This window comes from Kribbella qitaiheensis, from assembly GCF_014217565.1.
Classification (GTDB): Bacteria; Actinomycetota; Actinomycetes; order Propionibacteriales; family Kribbellaceae; genus Kribbella; species Kribbella qitaiheensis_A.
Genome location: NZ_CP043661.1, coordinates 396427 through 416315, shown reverse-complemented (window position 1 = coordinate 416315; position 19889 = coordinate 396427). Strand labels below are relative to the sequence as shown.

Below are 19889 nucleotides of genomic sequence, written 5' to 3'. Positions count from 1 at the left end.
CCATGCCGGGTGTTCATTTCACCAACCTGTTCGCCGTCGTGTTGGTCGCCCTACTGGCACCACTGCTACTCGGGCTCGCTCCACGCTTCCGGATCCCGGCCGTCGTGCTCGAAATCGTGGCCGGCATCGTCCTCGGACCGCATGGCCTCGGCCTGGTCGACGTCGATCTGCCGGTCCAGATCGTCTCGCTGCTCGGCCTCGGGTTCCTGCTGTTCCTGGCCGGTCTCGAGATCGACGTCCACAGACTGCGCGGCCGGGTACTGCGACTGGCCCTGCTCGGCTACCTGATCACGCTCGTCCTCGGCGGAGTCGCGGGCGCCGGCTTCGCCGCGGCCGGCTGGGTGCACAGTCCTTTCCTGCTCGCGATCACCTTGTCGGCAACCTCGTTGGGTCTGGTCGTTCCGGTCCTCAAGGACGCCGGGCAGGTCGACGGCGAGGTCGGGCAGTCCACCATCGCGGCCGCTTCCGTCGCAGACTTCGCCGCAGTGCTGGTGCTTTCGCTGCTGTTCTCTACCGAGGGCGGTAGTGCCGGCGAGCGAATCGTGATGGTCGCGCTGTTCGCCGTCCTGGTCGCTGTCGCGGGCGTCGTCGTCTCGACCGCGGGCCGCTCGCAGAAGCTCGGTGCGGCGTTGTACCGGTTGCAGGACACCACCGCCGAGATCCGGGTCCGGGCCGCCGTCGTCCTGCTGGTCGCCTTCGTCGCCCTGGCCGAGCAATTCGGTCTGGAGACCATTCTCGGCGCGTTCCTGGCGGGTGCCGTCGTCGGGATGGTCGACCGCGACTCCAGCTCGCATCCGCAGTTCCGGGTGAAGCTGGCGGCGTTGGGCTACGGCTTCCTCATTCCGGTGTTCTTCGTGACCAGCGGGCTGCGGCTCGATCTCGGCGGCCTGCTCGACGATCCAGCGGCATTGCTCCGGGTGCCGCTCTTCCTGGTAGCGTTACTGATTGCCCGCGGCGTACCGGCGTACTTGTCGTTGCGGACACTTGGTCCGCGCCCGACCGCGGCGATGGCGTTGCTGCAGGCAACTTCTTTGCCGTTCATCGTGACGGCGACGCAGATCGGCGTCACGACCGGACTGATGTCCGAGGTGACCGCCGCCGCGCTCATCTGCGCCGGGCTCATCTCGGTCCTGGTCTTCCCCGCCGTCGCCCTGGTCCTGCTCAAGCAGTCCGGCCGGCCGCTCGACGAAAGCGGTCCGGCCGTGCGGAAGTTACACGACAGGTAAGGCGATTCGGCTCGATGCGTCGGACAGCAGAGCGGTGACTGTTTCCTCGGCACACAAGCGATTGTGGCCGAGGCCGCCGCTGGAGCCACGTCGGAGCCAACCGGTGACGTAGGTGTTCGTCATTCCGACGACGCGCCCGTCGGCCTGAGGGATGCGACCGTCGGAGTATGGAAGACCCGGTACTGGTGGCGAGTGGAAGCCGATCGCGCTGATCAGCATGCCGGCCCGGATCGGTTGGCCGTCGCTCACGTCGAGCGTGCCGTCGTGCCACCGCTGTGGCGCTGCTCCGAAGCGGAGGACCAGTCGACGACCAGGCAGAGGATCGGCCGACAGATCGACAGCCTCACGCCGTACGCCGGTCAGCAATCCGGCGCGGCCAGTTCCCGCCTCGATGGCCTTGCCGACACCCGGTGCATCGGCTACGACGGTCGTGACCCCGGGCAGCCCCACGATCTCCCGGAACTCGGACTCGGAGTACGCCGCGACGTCGGGGCCGCGCCGTCCCAGCAGCACCACCTCGCGAATCTCACCGGCAGTCAGCGCATGCCTCACTGCCGGACCCAGCTCCGCTCTCGCCAGCCGCTCGGGATCACTCAGCAGGAGGCGGGCGATATCGATCGCGACATTGCCGTTGCCGACGACAACAGCCCTTGGACCGCGCAGGTCGACCGGACAGGTATCGATGCGCGGGTGACCGTTGTACCAGGCAACGAAATCGGAGGCGCTGCAGCTTCCGGCCTCGTCCTCCCCCGGCATCCCGGTCAACCGGCTCTCTGGCGCGCCGAGCGCATACACCACCGCGTCATGACTGTCCGCCAGTTGCGCATGGTCGACATCCCGGCCGAACTCGACACCCAGCCGTAGGTGGATCCGTGGATGACGGGCGACCCGTTCGAGTACGCCGACGATCTGGCGGGTGTCCGGGTGATCGGGCGCGACACCGTAGCGAGCAAGCCCGCCGACGTGTGGAAGCTTGTCCAGCAAGTTGATTTCGGCCGTACTGCGGAGCAGGAGCTCCCGTGCGGCGTACAGGCCCGCCGGCCCGGCACCGACGATCGCCACCTTCATCGGCAAGGCAGCGGCCGTCCAGGCATCGAAGGATGGCGGGCCCCACGACGCAAGGCCGCCATCGCTTCGACGATCCGGATTGTCGGTGTAGAAGGTCGCGTTCGCGGCGATCCGATGATCGTCCGCCGCGAGCTGGTCGAGCGGGGAGATCGCGTCGACCGGACAAGCCTCGGCGCAGGCACCACAGTCGATGCAGACCTGCGGATCGATGAACACTCCATCGGTCTGACCGAAATCGGGTTCGCCGGGAGAGGGGTGGATGCAGTTGACCGGACAGACCGCGACACAACTGGCATCGCTACAGCAACCACCGCCGACGACGTACGTCATCGCAGGTCAGATCAGTCCGACGCGGCGATAGATGCGCACCGCGGGTCCGGTGAGCAGGCCGGTCGAGCCGAGGAATTCCATCAGACCAGCGCAGCTCGACCGCATCAGCGCTCGATGGTGCTCGTTGCCCGCTGCCTCCCGAACGGCTCGCGCGCTGTCGAGACCGACGTTGGCGTAGACCGCCGGATTGACCATCGCCTTCACGATCACGCAGGCCGCGATGGCGATCACCAGCGCACTGGTCCAGCGCCGCGTACGGCCGGCACCGACCAGCGCCTCCCGGGTCTCGTCCCGGGCGAACATCATGTGCCGGGACTCCTCGACGACGTGGATGTTGTTCACCTGACGGATCAGCGGGAGAACGCGCGGATCGCGCATCCAGTCACGCTGCATCACATCGAGGACTTCCTCGGCCACCAGGATCGCCGCGTACGCGGCCTCCCCGACAGCCAGGGTCTTGAACAGCCGCCCGAGCTCCCGGGTCGCGAACGACGGCCGGTAAACCGGCGCTCCGAGCTTGCCGGTCGCCCGCGCGAACATGATCGAGTGCCGGCACTCGTCGGCGACCTCCGTCAGAGCCCACTGGAACTCGCTGCTCGCCGGATCGGTGGAGTACACGTCCCGGAGGATCAGCTGCTGCAGGATCAGCTCGAACCAGATCCCGGTACTGGCGACCGACGCGGCCTCGTGCCGGCTCAACTCGCGCCGCTGCTCCTCGCTGAGCTCCTCCCAGTACGCCGTTCCGTACAGGGTGCTCCACTCCGGCGACAGCCCGTAGAGATCGTCGACCGGCGCCTCCCAGTCGATCTCGGTCATCGGGTCCCGCGACAACCGCGCCGCCGAAGCGAGGAGGCGTTCAGATGCTTGTTCCACGAGCTGGTCCGGCATCGGGATCATCTCCGCTGTCCATCGGCTAATAAGACACTACAGATGTAACATAGCCAATGTAACCCTCGAAGCCAACCCGCCGGCCCGTTAACCTCCCGGCTCGAGGTCGATCTCGACGATGTGGACGCGGACCTGCAGCGGCCTGTCTGTCATCGGTGCGACCGCGGCCATGACGGCGTCGTGGACCGCTTCGCCGACGTCGGCTGCCCGGTAGAAGATGCTGACCACGACCCGCAGGTCGATCCGGAGCTGTTCGGCGGTGAGGTCCGCGTCGACGCCGCCGATATCAGGCAGCGGCTTGCCGGTGGCCTGCGTCCAGGCCTGCGTGGCGAACTGGCGCAGCAATCCCCAGACCCCAGGCTGCAGCCGTACTACGCCGGGCACGGCACGGGCAGCTCCCGCGGCACCCTCTGCAGCGCGGATCTCGGCGCGAAGGCCGGGCGGTAGGAGACTGCCGGCGCTCATCGCTGCTCTCCCGGCTCCATCCACACGTCCACGACCTCGAAGTCCAGCGTCTCGAGCTCCAGCCCGATCCTCTCGGGCAAGGCGGCAGCGACGCGATGCCTGGCCTGGTCCAGCGCGGTGACCTGCCCAGAACCGAATCGCAGCGCCACCGACATCCACACCCGGACAGCCCCTGGGTTGTCCGGCGCCACCTCGATCCGGCACTCGTGGGCGCGGACCCCGTCGACGCCATCGACGGCATACCGCAGTACGGCGGCCAGGGCGTACGTCGAGACGTCCACCTGCGAGGTGAGCGGGATCGACCGGCCGAGGCTGAGGTCGGCCCGCACCGCGGTCATGATCTTGTCCAGGAACCCGACCGGCGGTTCGATCGGGTCGTCGATCAGCAAGCGGGTGGCTTCGGTCAGCTCATCCAGGCCGGCCCGCGCCGTAGTGCAATGCGGGCAGCGGAGAGCGTGGTCGGTGACCCGTCCGGCTTCGAGGTCGTCCCAGACATCCTCGACGCTGCGACCACACGGCAGCAGGTGAGCGGTCTCCTGCGTGGGCTTCATCTCCATGGCTTCATCACCTCCACCAGCTCTGCTCGTGCTCGGGCTATCCGGCCTCTGACCGCTGTTGGTGTCGTCTCGACCAGGTCGGCGATCTCCTGGTACGACCTGCCGTGCACCTCGCGCAGCAGCCAACAGGCTCGTTGTGGCGGTGGCAGCTGCGCGAGTGCCAGCGTGAGGGCTCTCATCGCTTCGCTGTTGTGCACCGCCCGCGCCGGGTCACCGTCGACGCCGGTCTCGATCGGGGTGTTGTGCTCATCGATCTCGTCGACCGGCTTGCGCCGCTGGAGGATCGTCAGGCACTTGTTGGTCGCCGTGCGATACAGCCAACTGCCGAAGGCACCGTCGTACTCGATCTCCGGGAGCCGTCGCCAGGCAGTCAGGAACACTTCCTGCGCAACATCTTCGGCCTCACCGCTGGCGCCGTTGAGCATCCGTAGGCAAAGTGAGTAGATGCGCCGCTGGTAACGGCGGACCAGCAGCTCGAACGAGGCGGGGTCACGGTCGCGCGCCCTGGCGACCAGAGTTGCCTCGTCCAACTCGGCCAGGCCACCAGGAGCCGGGGCCACCGATGCCCCAGAACCTGCCGCGTCAGCGGTCGTCACCGATTTCCTCCTCCGCGCCCTGATCCGCGGGCACGTATCGGCGCGCCCGTTGAAATAGAGACGACGCCAGCCTCGCAGATGTCACGCTGCTTTCAGTACCCAGCTGGTGATCGTGCTCACACCGAACCCGCCGTGACGAACCATCCGAGCCCGTCGTCCTACCGAAGACAAACCATCCCGTACTCCGAATCGAAGGATGCACCGATGAGCCAGAACACCCCCACCGGATCCACGCTCAAGCCGGTCGGACAGCCGGCCGCGGAGCTGGTTGCCGACAGCACCGATTCCCAGGGCAAGACCTCGATCGCCGACACGGTGGTGTCGAAGATCGCCGGCATCGCGACCCGCGAGGTCAGCGGCGTCTACGACCTCGGCGGTACCGCGGCGCGCACGGTCGGGATGATCCGGGACCGGATCCCGGGCTCCAAGACGAACCTGTCCCAGGGCGTCACGGTCGAGGTCGGCGAGCGGCAGGCCGCGATCGACCTGCAGATCATCGTCGAGTACGGCGTCAGCATCGCGGATCTGGCCCAGGGCATCCGGCGCAATGTGATCTCCGCGGTCGAGCGAATGACCGGCCTCGAGGTCACCGAGGTCAATATCGCCGTCAGCGACATCCACCTCGAAGGCGAAGACGACGACACTCCCGACGACACCCCCGCCGAACGCCGCGTCCAGTAACAGCCGCACCACTTCAAGGAGAACTCGTGAACACCTCGACCATCGGCCTGTTCGCCGGCCTGCTGATCGCCATCGCCGCGGCAGCCGGCGGCTTCGGCGGGTTCCTGCTGGCGCTCGTACTGGGCGCGGTCGGATTCGCCGTCGGCCGGTACCTGACCGACGGCACCAAAGGGCTGGACGACCTGATGTCACGCCGCGGCCGTGGCTGACACCGCCCTCGCCGCCCCGAGCGTCGAGCCGATCGAGCCCGATCCGGGCGACCGCGGCGATCCGGGCGGTCCTGGCGATCGCGGTGAACCTGGCGACCGGGGCGCGTTGATCATCAGCCCCCGCGTGGTCGAACGGATTGCTGAAGCCTCCGCGCTGGAGGCTCGTGGCGTACTGCGGCAGGAGGCGACCTTCCGACACGACCTGCCCAAGGCGAACGCGCTGCTGGCCGGACAACGAGCCCGGCTCACCGTCGAGGTCGCCGTGGAGTGGGGACATCCGCTCGCTGAGCTGGCCGCCGAGATTCGCGGCCGGGTAGGCAGCACCGTCACCCACCTCACCGGGCTGGTCATCGACGCGGTCAGCGTGGACATCTCCGCTGTCGAAATCCCGAGCACCAAGATCCCGAGGAGGGTGGAGTGACCAGCACACCAGCGAAAAAGCCGGTCGCCCTACCCGCCGCCGCAACAGCCGGCATCATCGGCGCTCTTGCCGTCACCGCTGTCGGCGCCGTCGGCGTCCGCGACGCGCTCGTTTCGGCCGGTGCCATCGGCGGGACCTCATGGCTGGAGTGGCTGTTCGGCAAAGCCTCGGTGCTGAAGCCGGTCGACTGGATGATCCCCGCCGGAATCGCCGCGATACTGATCGGGGTCTGGTTCCTGATCGCCGCGGTGAAGCCGCGCAAGACCACCCACCTGGCTGTCGGCGACGCCGGTGTCTGGATCCGCTACCGCGACGCGGCCCGGCTGGCCACGGACACTGCTACGACCATCGACTCGGTCACCGCGGCAGGCACCAAGGCCCGGCGACACAGACTGCGGGTAACCGCGACTGCGACCGGTAACGCGAGCCAGGTCCGCGACGACCTGACCGCCGCGATCGGACAGCGGCTGCAAACCGTCACACCGCTCCCCCGGGTTCGCGCCCGGGTCACCGTCGAGGAGAACTGAGATGCGTCGCGGGCTCGTCGCCTTCGATCGGATCGCCGCCTTCGCGATCGCCGGCGTACTGATCGCGGCGGGAGCAGCCGCGCTCGGCTGGCGCTACGACCTGATCCCCGACGTCGCCGGCCCGGCTCGAGATCAGTGCGCTCACCGACCTGCCGCGGACGTCTTGGTGGCCTTGGGCAACAGCTTTCGGTGGCCTGCTCCTGGTGGGCCTCGGTCTCAGCTGGCTGTCCCGGCACCTCCCCCGCCGCGGCACGGGCCAACTCCGCCTCACCGGCAGCGACGCGACCGGACGCCTCACCGCCGATGCGAAGGCCGCCGCTGCCACTGCCGCCAAGGTGCTCGCGCAAACGCCGGGTATCCGGAGCGGCTCCGGGCGAATCGTCCTGGATCGCGGCCAGCTCGTCGCCGAACTCACCGCGACCCTGGAGCCCGCCACCGACCTCGACGCCGTACGGGCCGCGGCCGAACTGACCGCCGACGACCTCCACCGCGTCATCGGCCGCGACGACCTCCACCACCGGATCGAGCTACGCGTCGCCCGCGGCACCAAACCCACGAGCCGCGTGCAGTGACCCCGCGCGCGGTGGACAAGCGGGCCCGACCAGGGAATCCCACGGACACCGGCTCCACCGGGCCGGTCGATCAACAGGAGTTGACAGCAATGGGTATCGCAGACAAGGCCAAGAACGCCGCCGAAGAGCTGGCAGGCAAGGCCAAAGAGGTCATCGGAGACCTGACCGGCAACAAGGACCTCGAGGCCGAGGGCAGGACCGACCAGACCAAGGCCGATCTGAAGAGCGCCGGCGAGAACGTCAAGGACGCCTTCAAGAAGTAGCCCGAACGCCCCCGCGGTTCAGCGGGGTGCCGAAACAGGCAGGGCTGCCGGGATGTGCACGGGGTCATCCCGGCAGCCCTCTGTACTACTCCGGCCAGGTCGCCTCGGTGACGTGGCCGCCGGTTACCTCCACCGTGAGTCGCACGGGCCCGTCGGGCAGTGCATGCAGCTCGTAGCTGCCCTCAGGTACGTCGAAGAAGACAGCCGAGTGGACCAACTCTCCATCAGGCGAAGAACGCGGCACGACCGCCACGTGCGGAAAGCGGTGACTGTGCTCCCCATGCCCATGGCCGTGCTCCTCAGCATGCCCGTGGTCGTGATCGGCTGCAGGCTCGTGGTCGTGATCGGCTGCAGGCTCGGTTGACCAGCCGACCGGGCGGCGTTCGATCTCCACGTCTTCCAGGTCGGCCGGCAGGGTGATCACGATCGCGCCCACGTCGTCGCCAATGTCGAGCAGGACCGACGATCCCTTGCCCGCATGCGGGTTCTCCTCGGCATTGGTGAGCGTCATGACACCGCCGGAACGCCCGGCTTGCTCTGGTAACCGCCTGCCGGCGTACCGAGGTACGGGAACGTCTTCAGGTAGTCGGAGTTCGTGTTCGACGTACCGTCCTTGATCGCACCGGCCGCGTCGTCGATCGTGTACGACGGATCGACCAGCGGGATCGTCAGTCCGGCCACCGCCCGCAGCTCGACGGTCACGACGTCGTCGAAAACCCGGCGCCCGTTCGGGAATCCGGCCGCGTCGCCCGCCACCAGGCCGAGCGGGTTCGGCGACTTCGACGGCGGTACGGCGACGTTCAGCCGCAACAAGTCGGCCTGCACCGGTCCCGTGTAGTTCTGGAACCCCGGTACTACGCCCTTCGGGATGCCGGTCAGCAGGATCGCCGCCAGGTCGGCGCGAGGCTTCTTGTACGCCGCCAGCCTCGGGAACACGCCCGGATAGAGCACCGGCAGCAACCCGGCCAGCTCAGGCTTGGTCACGTACTCCGCGTACTTCTTGTCATCGGACGGCGGCCGGCTGTTCCACTTGTCCTTCTCGGCCATCGGCACGATGACCTCGTTGAACAGCGGGTTGCCCAGCCGCGAGACCTGCTTGTGCGGGCCGTGCCAGACCGGGATACCGAGGATGTCGTCGAGGATCTTGGACTGCTGACGGCTGGCCGAGGCGTAGACGCCGATGACGGACTTGGGGTCCATCACGTCCTTCGGCGTCTTGCCGTCGCAGGTCAGGTCGCTGATCGGCACCTGGATCGCGATCGTGTGCACGTTCGAGCCCTGCAACCCGTTGACGCCCATCGCCGCGGCGGACGGGATCAGGTGCGCCATCTGGAACGGCCGCAGGGTGCCGAGGTCGAAGATGCTGCCGAGGTCGGCGAAGAAGCCGTCCGCGCGCTGACCGGCGAACACCTTCCGGTTGGTGCCGAAGGTGTGGATCGCCTGACCGGCGAGCTTGGCGTAGTTCGGCGTACTACGAACGCCCACGTTGACCGGCGGCGCGGCCAGGTCGCGAGCCAGGATCCGCGACCGGCCGTGCTCGACCCGGGTGATCGAGTAGTACTGCGGCCGGTTCCAGGTGGTGTCCTTGATCGAGGTGATCGGGCCGGTGTTGTAGAGAAAGGTCTTCTTGTTCCGGATCTCGGCGTGGAAGCGGAACTGGTAGCTGATATCCGTCTTGCCGTCACCGCCGTTGGAGATGTGGATCTGGTAAAGCACATCGTCGCCGAACTCGTAGAAGTTCGGCCCGCCGAACGGGTTCTGGAACGGGATGAAGTTGGCGATCAGCGTCACCGTGTCCGGCTTGTCCGGGCTCACGAACGCGTAGACGTCGGTGTTGTCGGCAACCGGATCCTTCGAGATCTCCGGCGCTTCGCGATGCGAAGACATGTCTGGGTTTCCTCCCATGGGAACTGCAGATGCATTGCAAAGGAGCGGTCTGCCGGAGCCGCTTTGGATGGTGCTCAACGCTGACTGCTCAACGCTGACTGCTCAACGCCGACTGCTCAACGCCGACTGCTCAGGCGCTGGGACGGCGACCGCTCAGGCGGTGACCGCTCCGGCCAGTCGCTGGGCCAGTTCGCGATCCGTCACCAGCACCTCCCGGTCACCGACCAGGATCGCCAGCTGCCCGGACTTCACGTCCTTGACGTGGACGACGAACGACTCCGCCGTCGCCAGGTCGGCCGGCTGCAGCGGCGTACTCGCGGGCGCGGCGTCCGGCTGGTCGCCGAACAGCTTCGGCCCCGCGGCGACCGCGCCGACCGCGGCCGCGGTGCCCGCACCCGCGAACACCAGGAATCCGCGTCGTGTTGCGTCACTCATGACTGTTCCTTCCCTCTCTCCGGTACTACGTGGCCGCCGGCGGGTGCCGGCGGCCAGTCCCCCGTAGATGCGACTCGATCGCATATGTTGTGATCTGGATCACAGCCGCATCACCCAGCATTCGAGGCAGCCCGGCCGGTGGATGGGTGGGCCGGGAAACAAAAAACGGTGGTGCCTCCCTGGAGTTGGGAGGCACCACCGTCACTGCTGGGTCGGTGTCACCGTGATCTGGTGTCCTGGCCTGGTGACACCGGCCCGGTGATGCCGGGCGACGGGATCGTCAGGCCGCCGGCGGCATCAGCACGGAGTCGATCAGGTAGACCGTCGCGTTGGCCGTCTTCACGCCACCGCAGATGACCTTGGCGTTGTTGACCATCAGGTTGTCGCCCGAACCGGAGACGGTGACGTCCTGCTTCTCGACCGTGGCGTGCTTGCCGACGACCGCGGTCGCGTCCAGCTGACCCGGGACGACGTGGTAGGTCAGGATCTTGGACAGCAGCGCGTCGTTGGTCTTCAGCGTGGCGATCGTCTTGGCATCGATCTTGGCGAACGCGGAGTCGACCGGCGCGAACACGGTGAACTCACCACCGTTCAGCGTCGAGACCAGGTCGACCTTCGGGTTCAGCTTGCCCGACACAGCCGCGACCAGCGTCTTCAGCAACGGGTTACCCGAAGCAGCAGTGGCAACCGGAGCGGCAGCCATACCGTCAACCGAACCAGCACCGGACGGGTTCGCCTTCGCGTAGTCGGCGCAACCCGGGCCGACCAGTCCGGAGGTGTTGTCGGCCGGGGCGGAGCTCGCGGTGTCGGTCGGGGCCGGCGCCGAGGACGACGTGGTCGTCGACGGGCTGCTGCTCGACTTGTCGTTATTGCTGCCACAAGCAGCGGTGACGAACAGCAGGGAGAGTGCGGACGCGGCGAGGCCGAGCCGGACAACGTTCTTGGACATGACGATCTCTCTTTCGGTGAGGTGACTGAGCCGGGGCGACTGGTCATTCCGGCGAACACCGGAGAACCACCCGGCCTTGTCGCCACCAGTTGCTGATGGGCCGCTCCCGCGACCCGCAGCTGACACCCCTACTTCGCCACCATCACCACCCCGGATGGGTCGGCGCGAAAAAACTTTTGCGCCGATCCATCCGCAGACTCTTACGGGGTCAGGAGGATCTTGATCGCGCCGTCCTGCTTCTGCTGGAACATCTCGTACGCGGCCGGGCCGTCGGACAGAGCCGGCCGGCGTCCATGGGACACCTTGATCGGCCCGTACTGCGCCTGCGGCACCCGCAGGTATTCCCCCTCCGCCAGGCACCTGGCCGTACAACTTGGTATAGCCGAACAGGGCGGCACCATGCCCTGATCGCGTCGGCGGCCGCGTTGAGGTTGCCGGGCTGACGCTCACGCCGCCGGGGCCCGAAGCGCCACCAGACGTTTCAGGTCATCACCCGCACCTGATGATCCACCACCACCTACTCCAACCCTGCTGGTCGGCCAGCGGGTATGTGGCGTGCGGATCAGCGGTCGTCGGTGGGCTGTGGGACGGTGGCGACGAGTTGCTCGGCGACTCGTCTCAGTTTGATGTTGCCGTGCTGGGACAGCCGGGCGAGGAATGCGAAGGCGCGCTGGTCGTTCAGTTTGTAGCGCTCCATGACGATACCGACCGCCTGCCCGATCAGGCCGCGGGTCTTCACGGCCTCCTGGAGTTCGCGGATCTCGTAGGCGTAGCCGATCGCCACCGCTGACTGGTGCGCGAACAGGGCGCCGAGCGAGGCCAGGTCCGAGAACGCTCCGAGCGTCTCGGAGTACAGGTTCAGCGCCGCGCGACCCTTCGGTCCGTCGAACAACCTGAGCCCGGCATGGGCCCGGATCCCGTCCCGGACGGCGACCGCGGCGTACTGCGGGAAGCGCTCGTCGTTCGCGAGATCCGGGGAGATGACATGAACCGTGGTGGTCGCGGCCTCGTAGCAAGGACCTTCACGGAACTGGTACTGCGCCTGGTCCAGCTTCCACAGCTTCTCATCGGTCGGCGAGCTGGTATCCAGGCTGCCGTCGGCATGCAGGATGGTGATGCTGCAGAAGTCGACTTCGGGCAGTACCTCGACTGCTGCCGCGGTGATCCGGCTCAACGTCTGGTCCAGGTCGCCCGGCTTCAGCGCCTCCGCCAACCGTCGGGCCGTCTCGACCACAGCTTCAGGTTCCATTGCCTTCGAGTACCCCGCTCCGCTCCCCCGAACCAGGACGAGGTCCAGGACGCCGATTGCGCGGCCCGTTCCTGGGTACCACGGGTAGATGGAGATCGGATATTTTCTGTCCAGCGAGGAATACACACCGGCGCAGTTGATCGAGCAGGCGCGGCTGGCCGAGGAGGCCGGCTTCGACGGATTGTGGATCAGCGACCACTTCCACCCCTGGAACGACGAGCAGGGGCAGAGTGCGTTCGTGTGGTCGATGATCGGCGCGGTCTCCCAGGTCTGCGAGCTTCCGGTAACGACGGCGGTCACCTGCCCGACCGTGCGGATCCACCCGGCCGTCATCGCCCAGGCCGCCGCGACCAGCGCAGTACTGCTCAACGGTCGCTTCAGGCTCGGCATCGGCAGCGGTGAGGCTCTCAACGAGCACATCTTCGGCGACGCCTGGCCGACGGTCGACGTACGGCTGGAGATGCTGGAGGAAGCCGTCGAGATCATCCGCCGGCTCTGGACCGAGGACGGCTTCGTCAGCCATCACGGCAAGCACTACACCGTCGACACCGCCCGGATCTACACCCGCCCGGACTCGCCGCTGCCGATCTACATGTCCGGATTCGGGCCGCAAGCGACGGACCTGGCCGCCCGGATCGCCGACGGTTACATCACCACCACGCCCGACAAGGACCTGCTGCAGCGGTTCCGTACGAACGGCGGCGGTGACAAGCTCACCCAGGCAGGCTTCAAGGTCAGCTATGCGCCCACCGAGGACGAGGGCATCGAGCAGGCGCACCGGATCTGGGGCAACGCCGGCCTCCCCGGAGAGCTGTCCCAGGTGCTGCCCTCGCCGCGCCACTTCGAACAGGCCAGCCAACTGGTCACCAAGGAGCAGACCGCGGAATCCGTGACCTGCGGCGCGAAGGCAGCCGATCATCTCAAGGCGTTCGAACCGTACGTCGAGGCCGGCTTCGACGAGATCTACGTCGCGAACATGGGTCCCCACTCGGTCGACATGATGAACCTCTACCGCACCGAGGTCCTCCCCGAACTCCGCAAGTCAGCAGGTCACTGAGTCGGCGGGAGGCCGACGTCACTTTCCGGCCAGGCATGGCCCGTGAATCCGCGGGTACCGGCGCTGGGTCGTGAAGGAGACAGAACCATGCAGCTTCCCCCACCCCGCGGACCACTCACCCAATGGCTCGGCGATCACCTGAATGGCCGCCTCGTGCCGTCTCCCCTCGTCGGCGAGTACGACCAGCCCTGGGCTGACGACGATCTGCAGTTGGCACTGTGGTGCTGCTACGAACTGCACTACCGCGGCTTCGACGACGTCGATCCGGCGGCGGAATGGGACCTCGACATCCTGGCGTTCCGGGCCGAGCTCGAACACCCCTGGCTCGAGTGGCTCTGCGCCACCTACTGGCCGGCCACTGTCGACGGCAAGCCCTCCGACTTGCTCCGCGACCTGATCGATCGAGATGACGGCCCTTCCCTGGCGGCCTTCCTGCATCGTCACGCCGGCCTGGAAGAGTTCCGGGAGTTCGTCCTGAACCGGTCGGTCTACCAACTGAAGGAGGCCGACCCGCACAGCTTCGGCATCCCCCGCCTCGACGGCCCGGCAAAGACGGCCCTGGTCGAGATCCAGGCCGACGAGTACGGCGGCGGCCGGCCGGAGCGGATGCACGCCGAACTCTTCCGCTCGACCATGCGCTGGCTCGACCTCGACGACTCCTACGGCCGCTATGTCCCCGAGGTACCGGCAGTCACGCTCGCGATCTCGAACGTCATGTCGACCTTCGCCTTGCATCGCCAGTGGACCCCGGCGCTGCTCGGCCACCTGGCCGCGCTGGAGATGACCTCGACTCTGCCCAATCGCCGGTACGCCGCCGGCGCGACCCGCCTCGGCGCCGGACCGGTAGCGGCTCGCTACTTCACCGAGCATGTCGAGGCGGACGCCGTCCACGAGCAGATCGCGGCCCACGATCTGTGCGACGGCTACGCCGAGGAGCACCCCGAGTCCGTCGCCGGCATCCTGTTCGGTGCGACCTGCTGCCTCGGTGTGGACAATCTGTTCGCCCACTACCTGCTCGACAACTGGGATACCGCCGAGTCGGCCCAGCCGATGGCTGCCAGCTGACACTCGGGAGTACGAATGTGGTACCTGCAAGCACATGTTCGATGGATTTCAGCTGAGCCAGATCAACGTCGGCGAAGTCAGTCTCCGCGTACGCCACGGCGGTTCGGGACCGCCGGTAGTGCTGTTACACGGACACCCGCGTACCCATACGACCTGGTACCAGGTCGCGCCGGTGCTCGCGAAGGAATTCACCGTCTTGTGTCCCGACCTCCGTGGCTACGGCCAGTCGGACAAACCGGCCGCGGACGCCGCACACACGCAGTACTCGAAGAGGTCGATGGCGGGTGACATCGCGCGGCTGATGTCCGAGCTCGGTCACGGCCGGCCGTCGCCATCGAACAGCTCCTCCGGACGGTAGCTCTGCAGCCAGTCCTCCAACTGCCGAAGGTGGTCCTCATTCGTCCGTACGCCGGACAGCGGTACCTGGTGCGACCGCCAGGTGTCCTCGACCGGTTCGCCGTCGACCGTGTGCGGCCCCGTCCAGCCCCTCGGCGTCCGGAGCACGATCATCGGCCAGGCCTGGCGCGGCTGACCTTCCGTAGTACGGGCTTCCAGCTGGATCTCGTCGATGCGGTCGAAGCAGCGGTCCATCGCGGCCGCCAGGGCCTGATGCACCGGCCGGTTCGGAGCCGTCGACGAGGTACGGCTCATGGCCGTAGCCCCGCAGCAGCGCTTCCAGCTCCTCGTCGCCGATCCGGGCGAGCACGGTCGGGTTGGCGATCTTGTAGCCGTTCAGATGAAGGATCGGCAGGACCGCGCCGTCGCGGCGCGGATCGAGGAACTTGTTCGAGTGCCACGAGGTCGCCAGCGGCCCGGTCTCCGCCTCGCCGTCGCCGATGACACAGGCGACGACCAGATCCGGGTTGTCGAAGGCGGCTCCGTAAGCGTGGCTGAGCGAGTAGCCCAGCTCGCCACCCTCGTTGATCGACCCAGGCACCTCCGGCGCGACGTGACTCGGGATCCCGCCGGGGAAGGAGAACTGCTTGAACAACCTCGCCATCCCCGGCCCGTCCTGGGTGACCCTCGGGTACGTCGCGGTCCAGCTGCCCTCCAGCCAGCTGTTCGCGACGATCGCGGGGCCCGCCGTGACCGGGACCGATCACGTACATCAGTTCCCGCTCGCGTTCGCGGATCACGTGGTTCAGATGCGTATAGATCAGGTTCAACCCGGGCGTCGTACCCCAATGGCCGAGCAGCCTCGGTTTGATGTGCTCCGGGCGCAACGGCTCGGTCAGCAACGGGTTCGCGAGCAGGTAGACCAGGGCGGGGATCTTGGCGGCGGCGCGGGATCTGCCCGACGGAGAGATAGTTCGCAGCCCGCCAGTACGCGTCCAGCCCTTGCAGCGCGTCGTCGTCCAGCGGCTTGGCGTCGATCAGTCGCACGTGGCCTCCTTCCGGCCCTGAGCTGGTACCCCCGCGCAGGACGCCAATCTCGGTGACCGGGTTTCTCGACCATCGAGATGACGGACCGTCATCCTGGCCGGCCGGATATCGTTTACCGACGGTGCTGAACAGCGGCTGGAGGGTCATGCTCGACCGATCCGAGTCTGCGGTGGGGATTGTCGTCCGGTCGCGCTTCTATCGTTCGGCGTTCCTGTCGTTGCTGATCGCCGGAATCGGTACGTCGGCAGCGACGCCTCAGCTGACCCTCTTCCTGGTCCGCGAGCTCGGTACGCCGCTGCCGGTGGCCGGCCTCTACTACGTGACGAACCTGGCCGCCCCGCTGGCCGGTTTCCTCATCGGCAGGCTGTCGGACCGAACCCCTGAGCGGCTGCTCTGGTTCCGTCTCTGCGCGATCATCGGCGCGCTCGGCTGGCTCGCGATGGCGGCCGCCCGGTCGGTCTGGCTGCCGTTCGTGATCAGCGCACTGGCGCTGAGCATCGCGGGCGGTTCGATGGCGCAACTGTTCGCTGCCTGCCGCGACGAGCTGAGCCGGCACCCGACCAGATCGGACAACAGGGTGATCGCCACCATCCGGATGGCGTTCACGATCGGCTGGATCCTCGGCCCCGTCCTGGGCAGCTGGTACGGCGGGGTCTTCGGCCTCCGTTCGTTGCTGGCGGCAACCGCTGTCTGCGTCTTCGCACAGCTCATCCCGTTCGGCCGCCAGCGGGTGGAGCGCTACCAGGACCTGGCGCCGCCGCTACGACCTCCGAACCGGCGACAGATCGACCACCTGATGCCGCTGCTGGTCTTCACCGCTGTCTGCGTCCTGGCGATGACCGGCGACACCATCAAGTTCGGCTACCTGCCGATCTACATGGCCGAACAACTCCACGTCTCCGACGCGATGCGCGGCGCCGTGATCGGAATCCAGCCACTGCTGGAGCTGTTGCTGCTCCCCCTGGTGGCCAGGCTGGCCGACCGCTACGGAGCACTGGCGGTGATGACGGGCGGAGCCGCACTCGGCCTGGGCGGAAACCTCGCCTACGCGACAGGCACCACGGTCTGGGCATTGTTCCTCGGACAAGCTCTCACGGCCGGCCTCTGGGCGTGCGTCGGAGCGCTTGGAGTGTCGATCGCCCAGCACCTCAACCCCGAGGGCGTCGGGACGGCATCCGGCGTCTTCCTCAGCGCAATCCCGGTCGGCTCTGCCATCGGTGGCGCGATCGGCGGCCTCGGCGTGGCAGCCATCGGCCTGCCGCACGTCTTCTTCATCCCGGCCGCCCTGACCGCCTTCGCCACGGCGGCCTTCGTCATCCTCACGGCTCGCTCCCAGCCGCAGCGTTTCCGCTAGAAGCTGGTCAACCCGCGACGCTGCGATCGGCGGCCGCCAGCTTCGCGGCGGACTTGAGCGAGTCGACGATGTAGGTGGGCACCCGCAACCCCTGGCGCTGGGCCCACAGCAACTCCATCTCGACCCGCCCGATCTGCTGGGCGTAGCGACTCACCCCGGTGCCGTCCTCGGTCGTGATGCCAAGGTGATGCATCACGGCACCGAACTCCGCCCACTGCTTCTTGGTGTACGCGCCGACCGGTTCGAAGGTGTGCCGGCGGAGCGTCCTGATCAGCCACTTCTGCCATTGGGACAGCTCGGTCCACAGGCCCTGGGCGGCGATCTTGTAGTAGGCGAAGTGGCCCGGCTCCTGGCGCCGGATCGGCGCGATGATCGTCGAGGCGACCGCCTCCTCGCCGAGGTCCAGCAGCCCCTGGTGAAGCTTGTTGTAGGCAAGGATCGCCGACTGCTCGGTCGCCACGCCGGTGAGGTAGTACAGCATCCGGCTCACGTCCTGGACGGGGCTCCAGCGACCGAGCGCACCGAGGACCCGATAGCTGAACTCGATCGAGCTGAGGTCCGGGTCCGACGGCGGCAGGCCGGCCAGCCTCTGCAGCTTGTCCAGCAGCAACCCGTGATGGATCTCCTGCGGAAGCCACACATCGGCGTAGAAGTGCTGGTCCACGGCGGGCGGATCCGGGAGCAACAGGTTCAGCTCGAGGACGTTGCGCTCGACTTCCAGCTCGACTCGCGCCATGTAGGTGAGCACCGGACCGAACTGCTCGGCAAGCACCTCCGGACGCTTCATCGAGTAGTCCGCGCTGTCCACCGGGATCGGCGGATGTTCCTCGCCCAGCCGGTCGACGTGCTCGGCCAACCGCGCCTCGACCGAGAACGGCCGACGGCGCCCACGCCTCGTCCGGCGCGCGGACGGAGTACCGGCGGCGGTCATGACCGCGCCGTCCTGATCACCCGAATCCGGCGACCTTCGTCCCAACTGTTCATCACGGCGATTCCACCCACCCCCGCAGGCCTCAATGACTCGGCCGGAACGGCTGAGTAAGTCTCACCTTACTTCACTGGTGGGTAACTCACCCGCCCGGGCGATCAACTGGTGGTCGGCAGACGAACCTCGAAGCACTCGGCTGACCAACCGCTCGGAGTACGGGCCGATCACCATCACCCATCAACAACGGGCGCTGAACGGCCGTTGAACGAGTAGGCGGCGCGCGGGCGGCGGGATGCGGGGGTCGGGCCGGGCGGTTATGGTCTGACCGAGTGGCGGGGGCAAGCGACTCGGGCCCCGGCGACGCCGTTCGGTTGGCCGAGAGGAGGCCGTCGTGCGTGTGAGGCAAGAGCAGTTCAAGACACCTTTCCGGGTCGCGCGGGCGATCGTCACCAATCGCGCCGTTCAGGTGAGCGCCTTGCTGGGCGCCGTGATGATCTCGCTCTGGAACGTCGAGCGGGTCCCGCACACGTCGGTGCTGCCCGCCGTCGTCGGGCTGCTGCCGTTCGCGATCGGCAAATATGTCCTGTGCCCGCTGCGCTGGCACGCCCTGTCCGCCAGCGGGCGGACCCGGGCGTGGCACGTGCGTGCGTATGCGGAGAGTGAGATCCTCGGCCTGATCTCACCGTGGCACGCCGGCGCCGACGTCTGGCGGGTTCACCGCCTGGAAGCAACCGGCGTACGACGCTCGTCGGCGATCGCGTCCGTCGCCCTGGACCGGTTCGTCGGCGCCGTCGGACTGGTCGTCGCCGTCGCTGTCTGCGGAATCACCCTGCCCTGGACCGTGCTCGCGGGTGCGCTCGGCCTTGCCGCGATCGTGCTGGCAGCGGCCCTCGTCGTACGCCGTCGGCGTCCTGGTCTGGCAGGCAATTTGCCTTGGCCGTCGCCGGGGGTGTTCGCGGCCGGTGTCGCGTTGTCGATCGGCTACCAGGCCACAATCCTGGGCCTGCTGATCGGGGCCCTGCAGGCGGTTGGCGACTCGGTGTCGGCCTTCCAATTGATCGCTGTGTTCGGCGCGAGTCAGCTCGCCGGAGTGCTTCCCGGCGTCCATGGTGCGAGCCCGCGCGAAGGCGCTCTGGTCGCCGGTCTGACATCGATCGGGGTCTCCTGGACCGCCGCCTTCGGCGCGGTCGCGCTGACCGCCTTGCTCTACTGGGTGGCCGCTCTGCTGTTCGGTGGCGGGTGCTTTTTCCTTCGATGGCGCGGCTGGTTCAGCGACCCACGGCCGGCCGCGATCTGCTCAGGTGGCACAGGCACCGGGCTTCTCGTCGCGGCACCTGTGCCTGAATAACCCGAGCCGGATCAGTAGCTGAGAGTGCCCTTGACCTGGTAGGCGCCGCTCTTCGCATGCGACTGGAAGAGGATCAGCACGCAGGTCCCCGCCGGTACGTCGGTCGCCAGCACGTGGCTGGGGGCCTTCTTCGTGAAGGCCTGGACGTCGCCCAGATCCCCGCCGCTCTCACAGTCCTCGACGAGGACGTCGGTGGTCTTCGGGAGGGTGGTCAGCTTCAGCTTGATGTCACCGCCGTGGGAGATGTACGTACCCCCGGTGCTCCAGGTATGGCCGGTGACCAGGTGCGTGTACGGCTGATCCACCTGGGCGGAGGGGCGTGCCGGCGCCGCCTGGGCGGCCAGCGGAGCCCCGGCCAGGGTCGCGACGGCCAGTGCGGAAACGATGGCAACTCGTCTGTTCATGTCTCTCCTCGGTAGGTCGATACCCCG

The 19889-nt window shown here is 67.6% G+C and carries 26 protein-coding genes and 2 pseudogenes; 12 read left to right on the top strand and 16 right to left on the bottom strand.

Going from position 1 to position 19889, the window contains the following annotated elements:
* Positions 1 to 2 precede the first annotated feature (2 nt).
* Positions 3 to 1226: a cation:proton antiporter gene (locus F1D05_RS01895; RefSeq protein WP_185445654.1), complete on the top strand. Its 1224-nt coding sequence runs from the start codon at positions 3 to 5 to the stop codon at positions 1224 to 1226.
* On the opposite strand, the gene F1D05_RS01890 is transcribed toward F1D05_RS01895, so the two are convergent.
* The 5 genes from F1D05_RS01890 to F1D05_RS01870 all read right to left on the bottom strand — a co-directional run bounded on the left by F1D05_RS01890 (position 1212) and on the right by F1D05_RS01870 (position 5130).
* Complete coding sequence (locus F1D05_RS01890; protein WP_185445652.1) at positions 1212 to 2624, bottom strand: FAD-dependent oxidoreductase; 1413 nt, start codon at positions 2622 to 2624, stop codon at positions 1212 to 1214. The genes F1D05_RS01895 and F1D05_RS01890 overlap by 15 nt on opposite strands.
* 6 nt (positions 2625 to 2630) lie before the next feature.
* On the bottom strand, positions 2631 to 3521 hold the full coding sequence (locus F1D05_RS01885; protein WP_185445650.1) for an AurF N-oxygenase family protein: 891 nt from the start codon (positions 3519 to 3521) through the stop codon (positions 2631 to 2633).
* A gap of 78 nt (positions 3522 to 3599) precedes the next feature.
* On the bottom strand, positions 3600 to 3977 hold the full coding sequence (locus F1D05_RS01880) for an Asp23/Gls24 family envelope stress response protein (RefSeq protein WP_185445648.1): 378 nt from the start codon (positions 3975 to 3977) through the stop codon (positions 3600 to 3602).
* Positions 3974 to 4534, bottom strand: a complete 561-nt coding sequence (locus tag F1D05_RS01875) for an Asp23/Gls24 family envelope stress response protein (protein ID WP_185445646.1) — start codon at positions 4532 to 4534, stop codon at positions 3974 to 3976. Before F1D05_RS01875 ends, F1D05_RS01880 begins: the two co-directional genes overlap by 4 nt.
* A complete protein-coding gene (locus F1D05_RS01870; protein ID WP_206686036.1) occupies positions 4525 to 5130 on the bottom strand; it encodes an RNA polymerase sigma factor in 606 nt (201 codons plus the stop codon). Before F1D05_RS01870 ends, F1D05_RS01875 begins: the two co-directional genes overlap by 10 nt.
* Before the next feature lie 204 nt (positions 5131 to 5334).
* Between F1D05_RS01870 and F1D05_RS01865 the strand changes: the two genes are divergently transcribed.
* Genes F1D05_RS01865 through F1D05_RS01850 form a run of 4 tightly spaced genes read left to right on the top strand, consistent with a single transcriptional unit; the run spans position 5335 to position 6968 of the window.
* Positions 5335 to 5811: an Asp23/Gls24 family envelope stress response protein gene (locus F1D05_RS01865; RefSeq protein ID WP_185445644.1), complete on the top strand. Its 477-nt coding sequence runs from the start codon at positions 5335 to 5337 to the stop codon at positions 5809 to 5811.
* Between the two features lie 26 nt (positions 5812 to 5837).
* Positions 5838 to 6020, top strand: a complete 183-nt coding sequence (locus tag F1D05_RS01860; RefSeq protein ID WP_185445642.1) for a hypothetical protein — start codon at positions 5838 to 5840, stop codon at positions 6018 to 6020.
* The gene (locus tag F1D05_RS01855; RefSeq protein ID WP_185445640.1) at positions 6013 to 6441 is read left to right on the top strand and encodes an Asp23/Gls24 family envelope stress response protein; all 429 of its coding nucleotides are present in this window, start codon (positions 6013 to 6015) and stop codon (positions 6439 to 6441) included. The genes F1D05_RS01860 and F1D05_RS01855 overlap by 8 nt, the downstream gene beginning before the upstream one ends.
* Positions 6438 to 6968 (top strand): DUF6286 domain-containing protein, encoded by a 531-nt coding sequence (locus tag F1D05_RS01850; protein ID WP_185445638.1) that lies wholly within the window; start codon positions 6438 to 6440, stop codon positions 6966 to 6968. The genes F1D05_RS01855 and F1D05_RS01850 overlap by 4 nt, the downstream gene beginning before the upstream one ends.
* On the opposite strand, the gene F1D05_RS01845 is transcribed toward F1D05_RS01850, so the two are convergent.
* Positions 6949 to 7113, bottom strand: coding sequence for a hypothetical protein (locus F1D05_RS01845; RefSeq protein WP_185445636.1), 165 nt, complete (start codon positions 7111 to 7113; stop codon positions 6949 to 6951). The genes F1D05_RS01850 and F1D05_RS01845 overlap by 20 nt on opposite strands.
* Before the next feature lie 58 nt (positions 7114 to 7171).
* Here F1D05_RS01845 and F1D05_RS01840 point away from each other — a divergent pair, with 58 nt between their 5' ends.
* Positions 7172 to 7540, top strand: a complete 369-nt coding sequence (locus tag F1D05_RS01840) for a hypothetical protein (protein WP_185445635.1) — start codon at positions 7172 to 7174, stop codon at positions 7538 to 7540.
* Positions 7541 to 7629: 89 nt separating this feature from the next.
* Complete coding sequence (locus tag F1D05_RS01835) at positions 7630 to 7803, top strand: CsbD family protein (RefSeq protein WP_185445633.1); 174 nt, start codon at positions 7630 to 7632, stop codon at positions 7801 to 7803.
* A gap of 85 nt (positions 7804 to 7888) precedes the next feature.
* On the opposite strand, the gene F1D05_RS01830 is transcribed toward F1D05_RS01835, so the two are convergent.
* The 6 genes from F1D05_RS01830 to F1D05_RS01810 all read right to left on the bottom strand — a co-directional run bounded on the left by F1D05_RS01830 (position 7889) and on the right by F1D05_RS01810 (position 12323).
* Complete coding sequence (locus F1D05_RS01830) at positions 7889 to 8314, bottom strand: hypothetical protein (RefSeq protein ID WP_185445631.1); 426 nt, start codon at positions 8312 to 8314, stop codon at positions 7889 to 7891.
* Complete coding sequence (locus F1D05_RS01825; protein WP_185445629.1) at positions 8311 to 9690, bottom strand: DUF4331 domain-containing protein; 1380 nt, start codon at positions 9688 to 9690, stop codon at positions 8311 to 8313. The genes F1D05_RS01830 and F1D05_RS01825 overlap by 4 nt, the downstream gene beginning before the upstream one ends.
* Before the next feature lie 153 nt (positions 9691 to 9843).
* On the bottom strand, positions 9844 to 10125 hold the full coding sequence (locus F1D05_RS01820) for a twin-arginine translocation signal domain-containing protein (RefSeq protein ID WP_185445627.1): 282 nt from the start codon (positions 10123 to 10125) through the stop codon (positions 9844 to 9846).
* Between the two features lie 280 nt (positions 10126 to 10405).
* Positions 10406 to 11074: a fasciclin domain-containing protein gene (locus tag F1D05_RS01815; RefSeq protein ID WP_185445626.1), complete on the bottom strand. Its 669-nt coding sequence runs from the start codon at positions 11072 to 11074 to the stop codon at positions 10406 to 10408.
* 200 nt (positions 11075 to 11274) lie between these two features.
* Positions 11275 to 11406 (bottom strand): hypothetical protein, encoded by a 132-nt coding sequence (locus tag F1D05_RS41755; protein ID WP_281388893.1) that lies wholly within the window; start codon positions 11404 to 11406, stop codon positions 11275 to 11277.
* A 230-nt stretch (positions 11407 to 11636) separates the two neighbouring features.
* Positions 11637 to 12323 (bottom strand): GAF and ANTAR domain-containing protein, encoded by a 687-nt coding sequence (locus F1D05_RS01810; protein ID WP_185445624.1) that lies wholly within the window; start codon positions 12321 to 12323, stop codon positions 11637 to 11639.
* 88 nt (positions 12324 to 12411) lie between these two features.
* On the opposite strand from F1D05_RS01810, the gene F1D05_RS01805 reads away from it, so the two are divergent.
* From F1D05_RS01805 to F1D05_RS01795, 3 genes are all read left to right on the top strand, one after another.
* Positions 12412 to 13380, top strand: coding sequence for a TIGR03557 family F420-dependent LLM class oxidoreductase (locus F1D05_RS01805; protein WP_185445622.1), 969 nt, complete (start codon positions 12412 to 12414; stop codon positions 13378 to 13380).
* An 87-nt stretch (positions 13381 to 13467) separates the two neighbouring features.
* Positions 13468 to 14445, top strand: coding sequence for an iron-containing redox enzyme family protein (locus F1D05_RS01800; protein ID WP_185445620.1), 978 nt, complete (start codon positions 13468 to 13470; stop codon positions 14443 to 14445).
* A 34-nt stretch (positions 14446 to 14479) separates the two neighbouring features.
* Positions 14480 to 14803 carry an alpha/beta fold hydrolase gene (locus tag F1D05_RS01795; RefSeq protein ID WP_246486366.1) on the top strand — a complete coding sequence of 108 codons (324 nt, stop codon included), beginning with the start codon at positions 14480 to 14482 and terminating at the stop codon, positions 14801 to 14803.
* On the opposite strand, the pseudogene F1D05_RS01790 reads toward F1D05_RS01795, so the two are convergent.
* Both F1D05_RS01790 and F1D05_RS41750 read right to left on the bottom strand, forming a co-directional pair.
* Positions 14761 to 15499 (bottom strand): annotated as a pseudogene (locus F1D05_RS01790) (hypothetical protein). The gene F1D05_RS01795 and the pseudogene F1D05_RS01790 sit on opposite strands and share 43 nt — an antisense overlap.
* A gap of 100 nt (positions 15500 to 15599) precedes the next feature.
* Positions 15600 to 15668 (bottom strand): annotated as a pseudogene (locus F1D05_RS41750) (hypothetical protein); the annotation flags it as partial.
* 305 nt (positions 15669 to 15973) lie between these two features.
* On the opposite strand from F1D05_RS41750, the gene F1D05_RS01785 reads away from it, so the two are divergent.
* On the top strand, positions 15974 to 17182 hold the full coding sequence (locus tag F1D05_RS01785) for an MFS transporter (RefSeq protein ID WP_185445619.1): 1209 nt from the start codon (positions 15974 to 15976) through the stop codon (positions 17180 to 17182).
* A 7-nt stretch (positions 17183 to 17189) separates the two neighbouring features.
* Here F1D05_RS01785 and F1D05_RS01780 read toward each other — a convergent pair whose 3' ends face one another.
* Positions 17190 to 18113, bottom strand: a complete 924-nt coding sequence (locus F1D05_RS01780; RefSeq protein WP_246486365.1) for a GTP-binding protein LepA — start codon at positions 18111 to 18113, stop codon at positions 17190 to 17192.
* Positions 18114 to 18501: 388 nt separating this feature from the next.
* On the opposite strand from F1D05_RS01780, the gene F1D05_RS01775 reads away from it, so the two are divergent.
* A complete protein-coding gene (locus F1D05_RS01775; RefSeq protein ID WP_185445617.1) occupies positions 18502 to 19458 on the top strand; it encodes a lysylphosphatidylglycerol synthase domain-containing protein in 957 nt (318 codons plus the stop codon).
* A gap of 11 nt (positions 19459 to 19469) precedes the next feature.
* Here the strand turns inward: F1D05_RS01775 and F1D05_RS01770 are convergent, their stop codons facing one another.
* The gene (locus F1D05_RS01770) at positions 19470 to 19862 is read right to left on the bottom strand and encodes a hypothetical protein (RefSeq protein WP_185445615.1); all 393 of its coding nucleotides are present in this window, start codon (positions 19860 to 19862) and stop codon (positions 19470 to 19472) included.
* Positions 19863 to 19889 lie beyond the last annotated feature (27 nt).